Origin of the sequence: uncultured Treponema sp., assembly GCF_945873775.1 — a bacterium.
Lineage (GTDB): Bacteria > Spirochaetota > Spirochaetia > Treponematales > Treponemataceae > Treponema_D.
This window is the reverse complement of the sequence record NZ_CAMCEC010000023.1, coordinates 20719-38953: the sequence shown is the minus strand read 5'-3', so window position 1 is coordinate 38953 and position 18235 is coordinate 20719. Positions and strand designations below refer to the sequence as shown.

The following is an 18235-nucleotide window of genomic DNA, read 5'->3' as shown; positions in this document are numbered from 1 at the left end:
AATTTTCAATGGCTTTTTTCTACCCCAAATTGCGAACTTTATTGTACACTATCTGATTTCGTTTTGTTGCATCAATAAAAAGTAAACTAGCCAAGTCATATTTTCTTCTTTTCTGTGCATGTATTCAGTAGCAAGATTTTTATTGTTTTTTAAGAACCATTCCAAGCGGTTCCATGCTTTAAAATAAATTGCCCGGTGTATAAAATTATTGGGAAGAAATAGCATATTTCCATTTGGCAATGGAAGTTCGGTTGTTTTTCCGATTTGTTGCCGTAAATTTGCTCCTGCGGAAATTAGCGATTTGCAAATTTCAACATCATCCATTTCACAAGCGTAGAGCAATGCGGTGCAGCCCTGATTATTTGCAATCGGATCACGCATACTGTAGCTGATAAATCCGTCAACATCTAAAGTTCTTTCTATATATAGAGCAACAATTTCATCTGTTTTCTTTTTAATTTCTTCTTTGCGTTTGTTAAGAATTTCTTTTGGAACTGCATTTTCCAAATTTTTGAAATTTTTTATAGCAGATGAAATATCAGAGTCGTGAAACTTTTCTTTTTCTGATTCTGATAATCCGGGGTCAAACAAGTTTTATAGTTTATATTTCCTATATTTATCTTTTCTGCATATTCAACAGGATTGTTGAAAAGGTATTTTATCATAAGCGCAAAATATAGTGGCGAAACTTCATCTGCTGATATTATAAAATCATTTGGAATTTTTTCTGCGCCAAACATTTTTTCTAAAAAGCGTTTGTTAAGGTCTAAGTCCAAAGATTGAATTACTGTTTCTAATGACGATATTTTTTGTCTGTTTGTCTGCGTGAATAAAACTTTCTTATCGGTTCTTTCAAGTATTTTCAAGACAAGCGGTTTTGTCTTTTTTTGCTCGTTTCCTCTTAAATATTGAGTTGCAATTTCATGAATCGGGTAGCAGTTGTTTGTATTTGGAATGTTTAAATCTAATGACGGATATTTTGATTTATCCAAATACAATTCAACAATGTCAAAATAGCCTTGAATTATTGCATTTGAAATTGGCGTGTATGCAACATTATGACTTGTTGGAAGAATGTTGTTTATTTTTGCATCTGAGATTTTTAGCAGAGTTTCTCTTGATTTTAAGACTTTCTCGTTTTCTGGTGTGTTGGTTGTTTCAATGCCAGAATCCCTGAATAAATCTTCATTTTGGATATTTTTTGCACACTCACTTTCTGGAGAAAAGCAGTTCCAGAAATTTTGAAAGCAGTGGTAATACAAATTGTAAGCGTCGTTCATGTCATTTAGCAAAAGGTCGAATGTCAAGCCAAAGTCATAAAAGTTTTTAGTGGTTTGGTCTAAAGGTGTTTTCGTATCTGAATTGTTGTCTGAAGTTTTTTGAAGCCTTGTTCGGGCTTTTGTAGGATTTTTCTTCATGTCAAGATAAGCAGAAACAATTATTGCTTCATGTATAAACTGCCCGGAACTTTTTCCCATAAAATATTTGCCGTTTTCAAAAGCCAGCCCATACCATTTAACAGCATTTTCCAGATGCTCAAGATTCCCGGAATCAAAATATTTGTACACATAATCTTTTGCGCAGAACCAGTTTTCCCAAAAGGAAAAAGAATGTGGCAGTTCATTTCTAAGTTCATTCATGTTGCTTTGAAAAATTCTTAAGTTTTCACGGCAGTTTTTATTCAGCAGTTTATCAAAATACAAAGTCTTTTCTGTAATGCCTTTAAGATTTTGCATATCTACACTTTCATTTGTAAAATTTATTGCGTCTTGAATAATATTTTCTGTGTCATTCTTTTGATGATTTTTGCAGAATGACTCCAGCTTTTGCAAATCTGTCTTTTTAAACGATAGCCATTTTATTGCATTTTTGAAATTTGAATAAAAATATAAATTCAGAAGAATAAATGAAAATCTTTTGTCCCTTTTATGAACTGCTTTTAAAAACGGATGAAAAATTTTCCAAGTAGGATTTGTGTTTTCTTTTCGGCATTTTTGCAATGCTTTTCGGACGTTCAGCAAAGAATCAGATTCATTGTCGTTTATATTTTCAGCAACTTCATTGTAAATCTGTTCATATTTTAAGTTATGGACTTTTGCGAATTCTGTTATAACTTCATCAAAAGTTGTAGAGCTTACAAGAGCTATATATTCAATAAAGTAAGATGTTGGCTGTTTCAAAAGACAATCATAAATAATCTTTTTAGAAAGATTGTTCTGCGGGCTTTCAAAAGGTCTGGTTCCGCAGATTTGAACTATAAATGACCAGATAATGTGTGAATAAAACTGCTGAAAATCGTTGAGTTCTACTTCTTCAAAGTATTTCCCGTCAAGCGATTTTTTTCTTTCTGTTTTATGAAGCGGAATTTCAAATTCTTTTTCTATTTCAGAGAAAAACTGATAAATTTTTTGGAACAATGAATTTTTGTCTGTGCATCGGAATTTTAAATAAGCGCCTTTTTCCTTGTAGGCATCATTTAGTTCAGAATCTGTTATAAAACCTTTTTGCATTAAGGCACCTTTTCCGCAGATTTCAACTGCAAAATGAATCAATTGGCTTAACGTAACATTTCCGTAAATGATTTTTTTCTGCTCCATATTAGAATTATAGCATAAAAACGGACTAAAAAAATATTCCCTTAAAAATGGTGCATAAAAGAAACGGATTTCATTGTACTTTTTATGTGTCTTTGAAAGACAAAATCAATTTTTATGGGAGGCCAAATATGGCAAAATCACACATTTCACCTGCGAACAATGCGGCTAACATTTCAAATGCAAACAAGGGAACTTCCGGACAGAACTTGCAACGCTGTCAGAACCAGGGCAATAGGGGCTGGCAGATGAATCCGCAGAATCCAGCTAATAAAAGCAGCAGTTCATCTAAAAAGAGGTGATAGCATGAAAAGCGATGTTTGTTTCAGTAAAAAAACAGGGCAGCCTCTTACCGTGTATTTTTCAGAAGCAGATGCAAAATCTTCCGCATTGTATGAACGGACTGCAAGAGGAAGCGACTTGTATCCATATAAATGTGAAAAATGTGGTTACTGGCATTTAGCACCACTATCATCAAAACTAAACGTTCAAAGAAATGCCTGTTCCTGCTTGGACTCAAATGGAAGGCACAAAGCATTATATTTGACAAGAGAAGATGCAGAAAAACAGCGGATGAAATCAGAGGCGGAACAACATATTTCGCTAAAGATTTATAGCTGCAATGAAGGTAAAGGCTTTCATTTGACGCATTGTATGTAATTTTAAAACAGGCAAAGTTGCGCTAAGGCAGTGCGATTTTGCCTGTTTTTTTTGTTGATTATTTTCTGTAAGAATACCTTAAAAAGTTCATGAAGTATATTTTCGCATTTATAACCGCTAAAAATATAAATTATCTTGATTTTGGCGACTATAACTGATAAAAATACATCTTCGATTTTCCGGCACAACCAAAACTTTCAGTCATGCCAGATTTTTTATTCCTGCTCTGTCCAGACAAAACCGTTCAAATCGTAGCCTGCGTTCTGGGCAGTCTGAATGTAGCGTTCCTTGACGTCATCTGGAATCGTCTTTGTGCGGCTCAAAATCCACAGAAGTTTTTTGTTTGCTCCTGCGACAAGCGCGTAGTTGTATTCGGAATCAAGCGCAATGATTTTGTAGTCGCTGTAAAACGGCCAAAAGAACGAGACTTTCAGGCTTCCGGAATTTTGGTTCCCGGCGAATTTCGCCTTTCCCACGGACTGTTTCTGCTTTTTGCTGACATAATCATAGCCAGAATTTACAACCTTGACAGTGCCGTTTTTGTTCAGCGAGTAGTCGGCCGTAACGTTTTTCAGATTTTTTTCCCACTTGAAGTCAAACCTGCCGATCTCGTACCATTTTCCAAGATACCGCTCGAGCTCAAAATTCCGCACAGGCTCAAGGTTTGCATTGCTTTTTTCGGAGACTGACTGGGCTGAAAGGCTTGCAATGCAGCTCAAAACGGCGGCCAAAGAAAAAATCTTCCTGATTCTGCTTCCTTTTTTCATGTGAACCTCCTGTAAAAATTGCATGCAACCTACAAAGAAAATAACCATAAAAGAGGCGGAAAGCAAGAAAACAGATGAGAAGTTCAGCCATTTTTGACTGTTTTGTCAAAAATTTATGCAATTTGAGCATCCGGATTCTTACCGTTTTCCGCCCGCACCTCCTTTCACCCCTCCAAAATCCATTCCCTTATATTCTTCCGCACGATTCCGTTTTCGTTTGAGGGCGGAAGTTCGTCCATTGTAAGAATCAGTTTTGGAAAGTTGTCGCCGAGTGGCAGAAGTGATTTTAGTGGGCGGAGTTCCCTTTCTTTTGTCTCTTCAGAGCCGATTAGGTATGCGACCTGAACGTAGAGTTTTTCGCCGTTTTTTTCCGCTGCAAAGTCAATCTCCATGTCGCCGATTTTTCCGATAAAGACCTTGTAGCCGCGCCGAAGAAGCTCGATGAACACGATGTTTTCAAGAATTCCGTTTATGTAGGTGTCCTTGTAGCCGTGCAGGAATGTCAGCAGCCCCTGATCGGCAAGGTAATATTTTTCCATCGTCTCAAGGATTTTTTTGCCGCGCACGTCATACCGCGGAACTTTGTGCAGGACCAGCGCGTTCTCAAGATATTTTATGTCGTTGTAGATTGTCTCCACGGAAAGCGGGCGTCCGCCGGACTTCATGAAGTCGGAAATCCGTTTTGCGGAAAAAATGTTCCCTGTGTTGTCGGCGATGTACAGAATGATTTTTTCAAGAACCGCAGTGTCGCGGATTCTGTTGCGGGCAATCACGTCTTTCAGAAGAACAGTTGAATAAATTCCTTCCAGATACGAGCGGATTTGGACAGGATTTTCCATCATGTCCTTCAGTCCCGGAAATCCTCCGAATTCAATGAATTTTCTGAACGCCGCCGCAGAGTCGTTTTCAGAATTGAAATACAAAAATTCCCTGTAGGAAAGCGGCCAGACGTGAATCAGAACATAGCGACCGCTCAGGTAAGTCGCCAGCTCGGAGGAAAGAAGATTTGCGTTGCTGCCGGTTATGTAGATGTCCGCGTCAATCGTGGCGGAAGAGTAGAGCGAATTCACAAGCTTTTCCCAACCGCTGACTTCCTGAATCTCGTCCAGAAAAAGATAGAGTTTTTTTCCGTCCGCCGCCTCGCTTTTTGATTTTATAAAGTCGTAGAGTTTTTTTGAATCCAGCAATTCCACATTCTCAAAATCTTCCATATTTAATAGAAGAATCTGGTTTTCAGTCGCGCTGTTTTCCACAATCTTCCGGGAAAGAAGCTCAAGCATGAACGATTTTCCCGATCGCCTGATTCCCTGAAGCACTTTTATGACGGGCTTGTCCTTGTAAAGAGAAATTATTTCGTCAATTCCGAATCTGTCCAGCGTAATTTGTTTCATTTGTTTCCAGTATAACCGAAAAAGTTTTAGTTTTCAAGAAAAGTTTCAGGTATGGTGGAAAATTTTTTGATTAAGTGAAGAGATGAAGTTCGCGGTTTGAAATTCTATCTTCCAAATCCTTCCGCAACTTCCGTTAAAAGCCGCACTTTTTCCAGTGGCAAGTTCTCGCATTTTTCTAATAAAGCGTGATATTTTCTCAAAAGATGAGCCTGATTCTCGGTTTCTGCGATGTGGGAACTTTTGTCGGGCTGGCGGCTTCCTGTAACAAGGTATTCTACCGAGACGCCGAGCACTTTAGCGATTTTTACGGCTGTCTCCGCGGACGGACTTGAGCCCTGCTTCTGCCCCTTGCCGATGTTCGACGCTGTGATTCCGACTTTTTCGGCGAGCGCCTTGTTCGTCATTCCAAGATACTCAAGCTCCACCGCCACATTGTCCCAAAAAGAATTCATTCCTCAATCATTATGGAATTTTTGCTATTTTGCATTTAATAGTGGAATTTAGTTTATTTAAATGATATAAATGGAAAATAGTTTATTTTGCGATTGGCAATAAACAAATTTCATTTTGCGGGGGAAGAATTCCATGTTTGAAAAAGAAAAGACTCAAGACGAAATACGGCAGCTTGTGGACGCTGAAAGTTCCGCGGCGGTTTCCGCAAAAAACGGATTTCAGAAAATTTTCTGCGCTGAAAAGGCAAAGGCAATTCCTGCGGAAACTTCAATGCGCATAACGGCTCTGCGGTTTCTTCTGATTGTGCTGGTGGTCTTTATCCACAACAATTTTAGGGCGGAGGAGATTCTGAAAGGCTCGCTTGAGCACGGATACACGCCGTTTGCCTACGAGAACGGACTTTTCGGACGCTGGGTGCAGATTTTCATCTCGGACGGAATCGCAAGGTGCGCAGTTCCGCTTTTCTTCATGTTCGCATCTTTCCTGCAGTTCATGAAAAGTGACTCCTACGGCATTCTGCTCAAAAAGAAGGCGAAGTCGCTTGTGGTCCCGTATTTTTTGTGGCCGCTTCTGAACATCGGAATTTATGTCGGATTCAAGCTCTTGATTCAGGCGGTTTTTCCCGCGATGATTGAGCGGAAGAACTGGTTTCCGATGAGCGGGTGGGGCTTGAAGGGCTGGCTTCATGCGTTTTTCGGATATGAGAACATGGCGGAAGGGCGGACGTTCGGCGGATATGTCGGTCAGCTCTGGTTCGTGCGCGACCTTTTCATCCTGATTGTTTTTTCTCCGCTTCTGCGCCTTGCCGTGCGGAAATTTCCGGTCTGCGCCCTTCTGTCGGTCTCGTTCTTTTATTTTTCGGACACGCGGCCGTTCTTCGTGGCGGCTCAGGCGCTTTTCTTCTATATAATAGGACTTTTTTGGGCGGAATCCGAATTCGATCTTTTCGCCTTTGCGGACAGAATAAAATGGAAGGCTCTGGTTCCTCTTTACCTTGCGCTGTGGCTGGCGACCTGGAAATTCTACGGCGAATATTCGTGCGCGTACTGGTTCATGGTTGCGGCTTCCTGCCTTGTCCTCCTGAAATTTTCCGCTGTCATCGTTTCAAGCAAAAGGGCGTTCGCGGCGGCAAAATATCTTGCGGGATTCTCATTCTGGCTGTTTGCAATCCACATGCCGTTTTTGCTGAACTGCGTGCAGGCCTTGTGGCGCAAAATCCTCCCGATGACGAACACGTTCTTCTGCATGGCGGAATATTTCGGAGTCTCGGTTCTGGTCGTCGCGCTTGGAACAGGCTTCGGAATCCTGCTGAAAAAAATCTGCCCTCCACTGTTCGCAGTTTTGAACGGCGGAAGAGGGTGAAAGAGACTTTGAAAGTTGAATACGAATTATCTATATAAATTTATGATATAATCTGTTATTATTATTCAAGGTGGTGCGTGAAAATATTTTCTAAGATTTTTTAATTTAATTTTTTATCAGAAATTTATTCCGTATTAAGAATAAAAAATGGACTTAAGAATCTTAGATTTGAACTGTATTTTTAACTTGTAAAAAGTAAATGTCACATAAAAAAGGAATTATGAATTTACCAAAATTTAATGAAGATATAATAAATGAAATAAAAAGCAATTTGAGAGTTTTAGAACACCCAGAAGTAAATAATTTTATAAAACTGGAAAAAATTTATAACGAATCTAAAAAAATAAATGAATTTTTGGCATCTTATTTTTCATGTCATTGTGGCTGTTATTATTGTTGCAAAAATGATGTTTTAGTTACAAGATTTGAAGCTGAATATATATCATGGAAAACAGGCTTAAAAGTTACAGATAAACCATTTTCTTTCAGAAATAATAATTATTGTCCATTTCTAAAAGATAAGATTTGCTCAATTTATGAACATCGACCATTGATTTGTAGAACATATCATGTATTCGGTAACCCGGAAAACTGTAAAGTAAATTATGAAAATGGAATAGGTAAGTACGTTGAGCAATACGGAACTGAAATAGGAATGTATGGAAATACAATATTTAGCGAATTTGCAAGATTTATTTTTTTTGTAAATGAAAATATGTTTAATGGAATTCGAAAAGATATTAGAAATTTTTTCTGAAAAACTGTTGAGATCATTTTTCTTAATTGTTTTGATTATAATTATCAAAGGAGCAGATAAATGAAAGAAGACAAAAAACAGTTTGACAGGCTTTTAGTTGATAGTTTGGAAAATCCTGCTCATATAAATCCTGAAACCACTTATTATGATGAAAAATACAAGTCCGCGTTAATAGATTGTCTTAAGAAAAGAAATTTATATTCATCTTTTAAAAAAAGAGAATTGCCGGAAAACAGCAGAAATCCGCATATGCTTTCTATTGCTTCAAGTTCTAGATTATGTTATCTGTATTTTCAAGAGAAAAATATTCTGTTTGAAAAAGGATTGTCTGTAGGGTTTAGAAGTACGAAAGCTCAATTAGATGCTTTTGATGAATCTAAAGGGATTTATTATGAATGTAAATGCCATGAAATTTTTGACAAACATCAGAAATTGTGGAAATCATATCAAAATCGATTAAGTGAATGTTTTGGTATTCATGGACAAATTAAAGACGAGGAAATTGAACTTTCATTACAAGATTTTGGAATAGATGATTGTAAATTACGCGGCAATTCAATTTACGAACTTCATTTTGATATGAAGCAACTGCTCTGTCATCTGCTTGGGCTTGAAAAAAATGGCGGCGGAAAATTGCAGTATATTTTCTTTACTCCATCAGAAAAACTTATAAAAGAAAATGATTGGTGTTTAAATTTGTACAAGAAACTTCACACGGAGATTGAAGTTATTTGGAATAGTCCAGTCATCAATAAGATGATTGACAAGGCGAATATAACGTTGTGTGAACCTTTGGAAATAGAAATCCAGAATATTGATGATTTTGTTTTAGATTCAATAAAATAGAAAGTTACGAAAAATATATTCTCTCCGACACTCCATGTCGCTCTTGTGTTTTATACTAAAGAAAAATAAAGCGAAAGGGCGTTTTTTTTATTTGCGCCGCAAATTTTGGAGGTTGTTATGTTGGAAAAGCAGATTCTTATTAATTGCGGGAAAAACTGGTTTGAGTTTTCAAAAAGCAGAACCGGGCAGCTTGATTACTGCGGAAAAGTTGAAAATCCGTTGCGGCTGAATATTGAAGATTACCAGAAGCTTGCATCAAGCGCTTATTTTTCGCCGAGCTATTACGTGTTCCTGCAGGATGAACTGAACTGCACGCCAAGAATTTACGTTTCGCCTGAGACCGATGTTTCGGACAAGGACACTTTTGATTTTCTGCTTCATGTCGGCGCGTTGCTTTGCGCGGTTGAGGCTAAGGATTCGCTTCTTGCAGGCGAGCTTTATCTTAGGCGGAAAAAATCATTCGACAAATTTGCGCGGCTTACCCAGTTTATAATAGAGCCTGTTTCTGCGGAAATCCTTTTCTCGCTTTTGTTCGGACGGTTGTATGATATGGAAGAAAATGAAATTCCGCTTGTGCTGGATGTCGCAAAAAAGAAGTTGGCTTATCATCGTGAAGCGGAGTCTTTGGAGCAGGCGTTTGCGCGTTATTTTAAGGAAAACAAAGTTTGTCTTACGCTTCCGGTTGTCGGAATGAATTATCACAGCTGGTCACCGTATTCTGACATTCTTGACGGTCTTGCGGAAAATCTTAAGGCGGAAGATTTGCTTGTTCAGACGGAAAAAATCAGAAAGGCAAAGCACGATTTTTATTCCTCGCTTGAAATTGCAGTTCAGGCAGAGCCATACAATCCTGCTGACGAGAATGCGGTTGCGGTTATGGCGGAAAGCCTTGACGCGAAAATTGCCGGAAATCCAGGGCTTGAAAAAGCCGGTTATATCCGTGCCACTGCCGCGAAAATAATCCGTGCGGCAAAGCCTGAAAAAATGTCGTTCAAAGCGGAACTTCTGCGGATTGATTGCCGGAATGTTGTCATAAAAATTGAAATCTAATAGGTGATGAGCATGGAAAATATGATTCTTTTTATATCGGTTGCATTCTTGGTTGCGGCGGAAATTCTGCTTGTCTTTTTGCTTAAACGTAAGGTGAAAAAACTGCTGGAAGGGTAGGATTTCTTTTGTGTGAGGGATTGGAATGGTGAGCGGTTTTTGAAAAAAATCCGCGAAAACAAACGCCTGCGTTTGTTCGGAGGCAGAAGCCGGAGCCAGCAAAAACGGAGAACCGTTTTTGTAATGAGTTTTCTTTGAAAACTCATGAAAAGCCCGGTCTGCAAATTGTTTTGCGGACACACCCAAAGAAAAACTGTGGTATAATCGAATAATATGGAAGAAATTAAGTTGCTTTATGGGACTGGAAATCCGGCGAAACTGAACGCGATGAAAAAACGGCTTTCCGGGGTTGGAATCACGCTTGTCGGGCTGAAAGATTTGGGCTGTGAGATTCCAGAGGTTGTTGAGGACGGCAAAACTCCGCTTGAAAATGCCCGAAAAAAGGCGGTTGCGTATTTTGAGGCGTTCCGTATTCCTGTTTTCTCGTGCGATTCTGGGCTTTATATTGACGGCGTGCCGGAAAACGAGCAGCCGGGAGTTCATGTGCGCCGTGTGAACGGAAAGGTTCTTTCTGATGAGCAGATGATTGTCCATTATTCATCTTTGGCGAAAAAATATGGAAATCCAACGGCGCGGTACAGAAATGCAATCTGCTTTGTTGCGGATGAGAAGCATATTTATGAAGCGATGGAGCCTTCTATGGGAAGCAGCGCGTTTGTTTTGACAAGCAAGCCTTATCCGGTGATGAAAAAAGGTTTTCCGCTCGACAGTCTTTCGGTTGATATAAAAACCGGAAAATATTACTACGAGCTCACAGGCAACGAGCTTGACAGGCTTGCAGTGGAAGACGGATTTGCGGAATTTTTCAGAAAAATTCTTTTTGAAAAGAAAAATTAAGGAAAAACATGACTTCTAGCAAAAAACGTGACGACATTCGCCGCACTACACGCATAATTCAGATTGACGAGATGCTTCGTGGCGGGGCTTTTGTGGGTATGGACGAGCTGGTTTTTAAGTTCGGGGTGAACCGACGGACGATTGAGCGTGATTTTGAGCGGCTCCGCGATGACATGAATGCTCCGCTTGAATACGACAAGTCGCGCAAAATGTATCATTACACTGACCCGACTTTTTCCGTGCCGAATGTGGTTCTTACGGAGGGCGAGCTTTTTACGGTTTCTACGGTTATGCCGCTTATGGAGCAGTACAAGAACACTCCACTTGAGTGCTCGTTCAAGAATATCATGGCGAAAATCGCGTCTTTTCTGCCCGATACAGTTACGGTTGATTCCTCTTTTTTGAACACGGACATCAGCTTTATTTCCGACCCGCTGCCGAAAATTGACGCTGAGGTTTTCAATCAGATTTTTAAGGCGATAAAGAGCCGTTCTGTTGTTTCGTTCGGATACAAAAGTTCGGGAAGCAAGGTTTTTAAGGAAAAGATTTTTGACTGCTATCATGTTGTGTGCCAAAAAGGGAACTGGTATGTGTTGGGATTTGACCACGGTGCGGCGGATTTTCGGGTTTTTGCACTCTCGCGGATAAAAAATATTGTTTCTGCCGGCAAAACTTTTTCTGTTCCAAAGGATTTTGACATTCACAGGCATATTGACCTGAACTTTGGAATCTGGAACAATCCCGAGCCGCCGGAAGAATATGAATTCCTGTTTTCCGCAAAAATGGCGAACTACGTCCTTGAGCGCGAATGGCACAAAAATCAGATAATCGCACAGCACGAGGACGGCACAGTTCTTCTGAAATTCAGCTCGAACCAGAAGCAGATGGTGTTCTCCTGGGCAATGGGCTTTGGCGATTCTGTTACGGTGATAAAACCTGCAAGACTGAGGGAAGAGATTCGAGAGGAATGTGAGAAGATGGCGGAGAAGTATAAGTAAGTTGTAAATCTATAAAATCTGCTTATTTCATGCTATAATTACGATATGAATTCCAAGAAAGAGTCAGCTGGTTTTTCAAGTTTAAGTGAACGCGACGTAATTACAAAATACATTATTCCTGCGATAGAAAATTCCGGGTGGAACAGACAGACGCAAATCCGCGAGGAAGTTACTTTTACTGCCGGGCGGATTTTTGTAAAGGGGAAAAGGACAAAACGTGGCGAGCGGAAACGTGCCGACATAATCATCTATCATAAAGCGAATATTCCGGTCGCGGTTGTGGAGGCTAAGGATGCTAAGCACACTGCGGGAGCCGGAATGCAGCAGGCTTTGGAATATGCTCAGATTCTTGATGTTCCGGTTGCAATTTCCAGCAATGGCACAGGATTTGTAATTCAATACCGCAAAAACTGCGGCAGGCTTGGCTCTGACGGAAATCCGGTTGTAACAGAAAACGCTGATTTGGAACATTTTCCCGCGGTTGAAGAGCTTTGGAACTGCTACAAAAAATACAACGGACTTGAAACAAAACTGGCGGAAGAAACTTCGCTTTCATCTTATTTTTTCGACTCGGAAGGAAAAAAGCCGCGTTACTATCAGCGGATTGCAATAAACAGGACTGTGGATGCAATCGCGCGCGGTCAGAGCAGAATTCTTCTTGTAATGGCGACTGGAACCGGCAAAACTTATACGGCATTTCAGATTATTTACCGTCTTTGGAAATCGGGCTGCAAAAAGCGGATTCTTTATCTTGCCGATAGAAACAATCTGATTATCCAGACGAAAAAAGGCGACTTCAAGCATTTTAAGGACAAGCTTACAATCATAAAACATAAGCAGATTGACAAGGCTTATGAAATTTATCTTGCGCTTTATCAGGGGCTTACAAATTATGACGAAGAAACTGACGCATATCTGCAGTTCAGCCCTGATTTTTTCGACCTAATAGTTGTGGACGAGTGCCACCGCGGCTCTGTTGACGAGGATAAAGCATGGCACAAAATTCTGAGCTATTTTTCTTCCGCAACTCAGATTGGAATGACAGCCACACCGCGCGAGACAAAGTCTCTTTCAAACATCGAATATTTTGGCGAGCCGATTTACACGTATTCTTTAAAGCAGGGAATTGACGACGGATTTTTAGCTCCGTACAAAGTTCTGCGAGTCGGAATGAACATTGATTTGGAAGGCTACCGTCCGGAACGCGGCAAGACCGACATTGAAGGCGAGCTTGTGGAAGACCGGCTTTATAACACAAAAGATTTTGACAGAAATATCGTAATTGACGAGCGCACAAATCTTGTCGCAAAGAAAATCATGGAATATCTGAACAATTCCGACCCGATGTCAAAGACAATTGTATTCTGCGTTGACATTGAGCACGCCGAGCGCATGAGGCAGGCTCTCCTAAAATATGCAAATCCCGAACTTACCACAAAATCAGACAAGTATGTTGTGCGGATTACAGGCGACGACCCGATTGCAAAAGGCTATCTTGAAGATTTTATAAATCCGGAAGAACCGTTCCCTGTTATTGCCACAACTTCAAAACTGATGACAACAGGAACAGACGCGAAAACCTGCAAGCTGATTTGCCTTGACTCGAACATCGGCAGCATGACCGAATTCAAGCAGATTATCGGGCGCGGAACTCGTGTTGAGGAGGATTACGGCAAGCTTTATTTTACGATTATCGACTTTAGGAATGTTACAGACAAATTTGCAGACAAGGATTTTGACGGCGCGCCTGTAAGAATCAAGGAAGCAAGCCAAGACGAAAGCTTGAGCGAGGAAATCATTGATTTTGGAAATCAGGAAAATTCGGATGAGCAAATTGACCCGGTTACCGGCGAGAAAGTCCAGTTTGATGACGCCTACGGAATCGACGGAAATTTCGGAACTTTAGAAATAAACGAAAAAACTCCTGACTTCGGCAAAAGGGAAAAAATCTATGTCCGCGGCGTTGATGTTTCAGTGCTCAGCGAACGCAAGCAGTTTCTTGACGCCAACGGAAAGCTGATTACCTGCAGCCTTAAGGAATACACAAAAACTGGAATCCTTACTTCGTACCGCTCGCTGGACAGTTTCCTGAAAACCTGGAACGATGCCCAAAAGAAAAAGGCGATAATCGAGGAGCTTGAAAATCAGGGAATCATTTTTGACGAACTGAAAGATGAGATAAAATCCGACCTCGATATTTTTGACCTGATTTGCCATATCGCCTGGGACGTTCCTGCCTTGACCCGGAAAGAGCGAGCCGAAAATGTGCGAAAGCGTAACTACTGGACAAAATACGGAGATTCCGCCCGCAAAGTTCTGAACGCCCTGCTGGACAAATACGCCGAAACCGGAATTGAAGAAATAGAAGACATGAAAGTTCTGACCGTTGAGCCGCTGAAAGACTTTGGCACACCAGCGGAAATCATAAAAACTTTCGGCGGAAAACAGAACTACCTTGCCGCCCTAAAGGAACTGGAAGACAAGATTTATTCAGCGGCGTAGGGGAGAAAAATAAAAAATGGGCAATACAGAGAAAATTTCAATTCAATTTTTTGATGATAGAGAAGTCCGTGCAGTTTGGGATGAAGAAAATTCCAAATGGTGGTTCAGTGTGCTTGATATTGTTGGCGTATTGAATGAGCAGGATGATTACGAAAAAAATCGAAACTACTGGAAATATTTAAAGGCGAAACTCAAAAAAGAAAATAATCTACTGGGTAGTGTTACTACCCAGTTCAAACTAACTGCTCCAGATGGAAAAAAACGACTTTCCAATGTAATGGACTACAATCAGGTAATTGAGTTTGCAAAAAATTTCCCTAACAATAAGTCTGCTCCTTTTATTCAGTGGTTCACTTACTCTGACGAAACAATTGACGGCAAAAGCAAAACAAAGGCTTATGCTCTTTTTGAAAGTTCCCTTTTGGAAAGCATAGAAGTTGGAACAGTAAACGGACTTAAGCAGATTCACGCGTATCTTTTTGGTGGGCTTTATGACTTTGCAGGAAAAATCCGCACTGTGAATATTTCAAAGGGCGGATTCAAGTTTGCTGCGGCTGAGTTTTTGCCACAGACTTTAGTTTCAATTGAAAGAATGCCAGAATCAACATTTGAGCAGATTGCAGAAAAATATGTGGAAATGAATATTGCTCATCCGTTCCGTGAAGGAAACGGCAGAACAACAAGAATCTGGCTGGATTTGATTTTAAAGCGCAGCCTAAAAAAATACGTTGACTGGAGCCAGATAAACAAAAAAGCATATCTTGATGCAATGGAACAAAGCGTCTGCGACACTTCAAAAATTAAGTTTCTTTTGAAAAATGCCCTGACCGATAAAATCAATGACCGCGAAATGTTCATGAAAGGCATTGACTATTCATATTACTATGAGGAAAGCAAGTAAATGACCAAATACACAAAAATAAAGATTTTTAGAAAAAGATTGGAGATTATCAATGCAAAAACTAAGTGTAAAAAATACTCAAATTTCTGTCATAAAATTTGATGAAGCAGATTATATTTCGATTACAGACATAGCAAAATATAAATCCGATGAGCCAAATGCCGTAATTCAGAACTGGATGCGAAACCGAAATACGATTGAATATCTTGGCATTTGGGAGACCTTGTATAATCCTGATTTCAACCCCCTCGAATTCGAGGGGTTTAGAAAAGAAGCTGGACTGAACGCTTTTACTCTTTCTCCGTCCAAATGGGTTGATTCTACAAATGCGAAAGGAATCCTTGTAAAAAGCGGACGTTACGGTGGAACTTATGCACACAAAGATATTGCCTTCAAATTTGCAAGCTGGATTTCCGTAGAATTTGAGCTTTATTTTATAAAAGAATTTCAGAGGCTCAAAGAAGAAGAGCAAAAACTGCTTGGCTGGTCTGCAAAACGTGAACTTGCAAAAATCAATTACAAAATCCATACAGATGCCATAAAACAGAATCTTATTCCGGCAGAAATAACGCCTGTCCAAAAGTCTTTTATTTATGCTGATGAGGCTGATATGCTTAACGTTGCAATGTTTGGAATGACAGCAAAACAATGGCGAGAGCAAAATCCCGATTCAAAAGGAAATATTCGGGATTACGCTTCAATAAATCAGCTGATATGTCTTAGCAACATGGAAAATTTGAATGCAGTTTTTATAAATGATGGGCTTCCACAAGGCGAACGGCTTGAAAAGCTCAATAAAATTGCAATTCAGCAAATGAAAGTCTTGGAAAATATTGAAGACAGAAAATTCTTGACGGACGGAAGATAAATGAGTGAATACACAAAAGTAAAAATATCAGATTTTCTCACAGAACGCCAAGGTAGGTACAAGCCAGACGAAAAAAAAATTGCAGCCTACAAACGGCTAGAAAAAATCGACTTTTCAGGGACGATTCATATTTCTGAAAAGCCGACAAAAACGGATATGATTCTTGTTTATCCTGGTGATTTGGTGATTTCTGGAATCAATGTTGCAAAAGGTGCGGTTGCCGTTTATCAGGGAAAAGAACCGGTCTGCGCCACAATTCATTATTCTTCTTATGTTTTTGATGAAAAGAAAGTTGATTTGGAATACTTCAAGTATTTTGTAAAAAGTCCGTCGTTTGTCTCGGCATTGCAGCAGCAAGTAAAAGGCGGAATAAAGACCGAAATCAAGCCGAAACATCTGTTGCCGCTTGAAATTACAATTCCAGATTTAAAAGCCCAAAAGGAAATCGTAAAAAAAATCTCTGAAAATTTGTGTAATGTTGAAAATCTAAAAAAAGAAATTGAATCTCAAGAAAATTATACACGACAACTCCGCCAGAATATTCTTCAGGAAGCGATTGAAGGAAAACTCACCGTTGAATGGAGAAAAAGTAATCCAGTAAAAAAAAGTAATCCCGATTTTGATGCAGAAGCTTTGTTTGAACAGATTCAGAAAGGAAAGAAAACAAAAAATCTTGCTCCAATAACTGATGAAGAAAAGTCATTTGAAATTCCAGAAGGCTGGAAGTGGGTAAGATTGGGAGAAATAATAAACGAACCTCCAAAAAACGGATATTCTCCAAAGTCTGTTAATTTTGCAACTTCAACAAAAACATTGAAACTTGGAGCTGTTACTTATGGAATATTTAATCCGAATGAATACAAATATATAAACGAAATTATTCCAAAAGATTCTTGTTATTGGCTTAAAAATGGAGACATTTTAATAGAACGAAGTAATTCTCCTGAATATGTTGGTATTTGTGCAATTTATGATGGTAAAGACAATGAATTTATCTATCCAGATTTGCTGATGAAATTTAGAGTGAATGAATTACTGTCTACAGAACTAATTCATAAAATCTTAATTTCGTCTTTTAGTCGGAAATATTTTATGAGCAAAGCAAAAGGCGCGCAAAAAACAATGCCAAAAATAAATCAGGAAACAGTTGTAAATGCAATGATTCCTCTTCCTCCGCTCGCCGAACAAAAAGAAATCGTCACAAAAGTAGAATCCCTGCTTGCAAAAGTAACCGAACTGGAAAATCAAATCCAGGAACGCAAAAAAATCTCCGTGCAGCTTATGCAAAGCGTCCTTAAAAACGCTTTTGATAGAAAAATTTAAATTTTAACATAAATTTACTTGATAAAAATCAGTTTTTATGCAAATTTATAAGTGTAAAACACTAAAAAAGGAGCATAAGTTTATGAAATATGAATTTTATCAAAAAATTTACTCTTCAATTTCTAGAGCAATTAAAGAGGATTTGGAATCGTATACGAGTCAAAGACAACTTGTAACACAGAACTCACGTAATTTTCTAAAATGGGATTTAATTAACACAAACATTAAAGAAATACTGAATTCTTCAAATTATGAAGCTGAAATCGTAAAAATGGGTAGTTGGAGGTTTTTACTTATATTAGATAAAGAAAATAATACTCTTATCTCATTAATGAATACCAAAAGGTATGAAACAATTTGTTCTAATAAGGTTGTTAATGCGCCTTTATATTTAAGGGCTTTGGTTGGACTAAATCAACAACTAGGAGTTTTCTCTCCATTATTGTTTGATTTTCAAGATCAAGATTCTCAATTTTCAGATTTATTACATGAATTATGTCGTCCATTCTATAATAAGAAATATGATCTTTATGGTACGAATTATAAGATAATTACATTTACTACAAATCAGTTTGATGAAGTTATAGGATTGGATTTGCTTACTTTGGATGTAAATTTAGATTTACTCTCAAAAGAGAACCTTTTGGATTATCTTATTCCTGAATATCAAAACAATATAGAGCAAAGTTCTGACATTGATATTCAGCAACCTAAACTAAAAATAACTAAAAAGGCTGAACAAAGAATTGGAGAGAAATCAACTCTTTCTCTTAAAAACACTGAAGAAATTTCTTCAAAGCAAGCCTAAG

At 38.9% G+C, this 18235-nt stretch carries 18 protein-coding genes; 13 read left to right on the top strand and 5 right to left on the bottom strand.

What is annotated here, in order from left to right:
- Window positions 1-48 precede the first annotated feature (48 nt).
- Together Q0N70_RS10260 and Q0N70_RS10255 are read right to left on the bottom strand one after the other, a co-directional pair.
- The gene (locus tag Q0N70_RS10260; protein ID WP_294016427.1) at window positions 49-507 is read right to left on the bottom strand and encodes an ankyrin repeat domain-containing protein; all 459 of its coding nucleotides are present in this window, start codon (window positions 505-507) and stop codon (window positions 49-51) included.
- 14 nt (window positions 508-521) lie between these two features.
- Window positions 522-2597 carry a hypothetical protein gene (locus Q0N70_RS10255; protein WP_294016425.1) on the bottom strand — a complete coding sequence of 692 codons (2076 nt, stop codon included), beginning with the start codon at window positions 2595-2597 and terminating at the stop codon, window positions 522-524.
- A 128-nt stretch (window positions 2598-2725) separates the two neighbouring features.
- On the opposite strand from Q0N70_RS10255, the gene Q0N70_RS10250 reads away from it, so the two are divergent.
- Both Q0N70_RS10250 and Q0N70_RS10245 read left to right on the top strand, forming a co-directional pair.
- Entirely contained in the window at window positions 2726-2896 is a 171-nt protein-coding gene (locus tag Q0N70_RS10250; protein ID WP_288602748.1) for a hypothetical protein, read from the top strand.
- A gap of 4 nt (window positions 2897-2900) precedes the next feature.
- A complete protein-coding gene (locus Q0N70_RS10245; protein ID WP_288602749.1) occupies window positions 2901-3254 on the top strand; it encodes a hypothetical protein in 354 nt (117 codons plus the stop codon).
- Between the two features lie 215 nt (window positions 3255-3469).
- On the opposite strand, the gene Q0N70_RS10240 is transcribed toward Q0N70_RS10245, so the two are convergent.
- The 3 genes from Q0N70_RS10240 to Q0N70_RS10230 all read right to left on the bottom strand — a co-directional run bounded on the left by Q0N70_RS10240 (window position 3470) and on the right by Q0N70_RS10230 (window position 5864).
- Complete coding sequence (locus Q0N70_RS10240; RefSeq protein ID WP_273354815.1) at window positions 3470-4021, bottom strand: lipocalin family protein; 552 nt, start codon at window positions 4019-4021, stop codon at window positions 3470-3472.
- Between the two features lie 164 nt (window positions 4022-4185).
- The gene (locus Q0N70_RS10235; protein ID WP_294016420.1) at window positions 4186-5412 is read right to left on the bottom strand and encodes an ATP-binding protein; all 1227 of its coding nucleotides are present in this window, start codon (window positions 5410-5412) and stop codon (window positions 4186-4188) included.
- A gap of 104 nt (window positions 5413-5516) precedes the next feature.
- Window positions 5517-5864 carry a helix-turn-helix transcriptional regulator gene (locus Q0N70_RS10230; RefSeq protein ID WP_294016418.1) on the bottom strand — a complete coding sequence of 116 codons (348 nt, stop codon included), beginning with the start codon at window positions 5862-5864 and terminating at the stop codon, window positions 5517-5519.
- 133 nt (window positions 5865-5997) lie between these two features.
- Between Q0N70_RS10230 and Q0N70_RS10225 the strand changes: the two genes are divergently transcribed.
- The 11 genes from Q0N70_RS10225 to Q0N70_RS10175 all read left to right on the top strand — a co-directional run bounded on the left by Q0N70_RS10225 (window position 5998) and on the right by Q0N70_RS10175 (window position 18234).
- Window positions 5998-7227 carry an acyltransferase gene (locus Q0N70_RS10225; protein ID WP_294016416.1) on the top strand — a complete coding sequence of 410 codons (1230 nt, stop codon included), beginning with the start codon at window positions 5998-6000 and terminating at the stop codon, window positions 7225-7227.
- 220 nt (window positions 7228-7447) lie between these two features.
- Complete coding sequence (locus Q0N70_RS10220; protein WP_294016414.1) at window positions 7448-7984, top strand: YkgJ family cysteine cluster protein; 537 nt, start codon at window positions 7448-7450, stop codon at window positions 7982-7984.
- A gap of 60 nt (window positions 7985-8044) precedes the next feature.
- Window positions 8045-8830: a hypothetical protein gene (locus Q0N70_RS10215; protein ID WP_294016412.1), complete on the top strand. Its 786-nt coding sequence runs from the start codon at window positions 8045-8047 to the stop codon at window positions 8828-8830.
- Window positions 8831-8947: 117 nt separating this feature from the next.
- A complete protein-coding gene (locus Q0N70_RS10210) occupies window positions 8948-9880 on the top strand; it encodes a hypothetical protein (RefSeq protein WP_294016410.1) in 933 nt (310 codons plus the stop codon).
- Between the two features lie 330 nt (window positions 9881-10210).
- Window positions 10211-10834, top strand: a complete 624-nt coding sequence (locus Q0N70_RS10205) for a non-canonical purine NTP pyrophosphatase (RefSeq protein WP_294016408.1) — start codon at window positions 10211-10213, stop codon at window positions 10832-10834.
- 8 nt (window positions 10835-10842) lie between these two features.
- A complete protein-coding gene (locus tag Q0N70_RS10200) occupies window positions 10843-11832 on the top strand; it encodes a WYL domain-containing protein (RefSeq protein WP_294016406.1) in 990 nt (329 codons plus the stop codon).
- Between the two features lie 45 nt (window positions 11833-11877).
- Complete coding sequence (gene hsdR / locus Q0N70_RS10195) at window positions 11878-14334, top strand: EcoAI/FtnUII family type I restriction enzme subunit R (protein WP_294016404.1); 2457 nt, start codon at window positions 11878-11880, stop codon at window positions 14332-14334.
- A gap of 16 nt (window positions 14335-14350) precedes the next feature.
- Window positions 14351-15235 (top strand): protein adenylyltransferase Fic, encoded by an 885-nt coding sequence (gene fic, locus Q0N70_RS10190; protein WP_294016402.1) that lies wholly within the window; start codon window positions 14351-14353, stop codon window positions 15233-15235.
- A gap of 52 nt (window positions 15236-15287) precedes the next feature.
- Window positions 15288-16103, top strand: coding sequence for a KilA-N domain-containing protein (locus Q0N70_RS10185; RefSeq protein ID WP_294016400.1), 816 nt, complete (start codon window positions 15288-15290; stop codon window positions 16101-16103).
- Window positions 16104-17426 carry a restriction endonuclease subunit S gene (locus Q0N70_RS10180; RefSeq protein ID WP_294016398.1) on the top strand — a complete coding sequence of 441 codons (1323 nt, stop codon included), beginning with the start codon at window positions 16104-16106 and terminating at the stop codon, window positions 17424-17426.
- Between the two features lie 82 nt (window positions 17427-17508).
- Window positions 17509-18234: a DUF5986 family protein gene (locus Q0N70_RS10175; RefSeq protein WP_294016396.1), complete on the top strand. Its 726-nt coding sequence runs from the start codon at window positions 17509-17511 to the stop codon at window positions 18232-18234.
- Window position 18235: the final 1 nt, after the last annotated feature.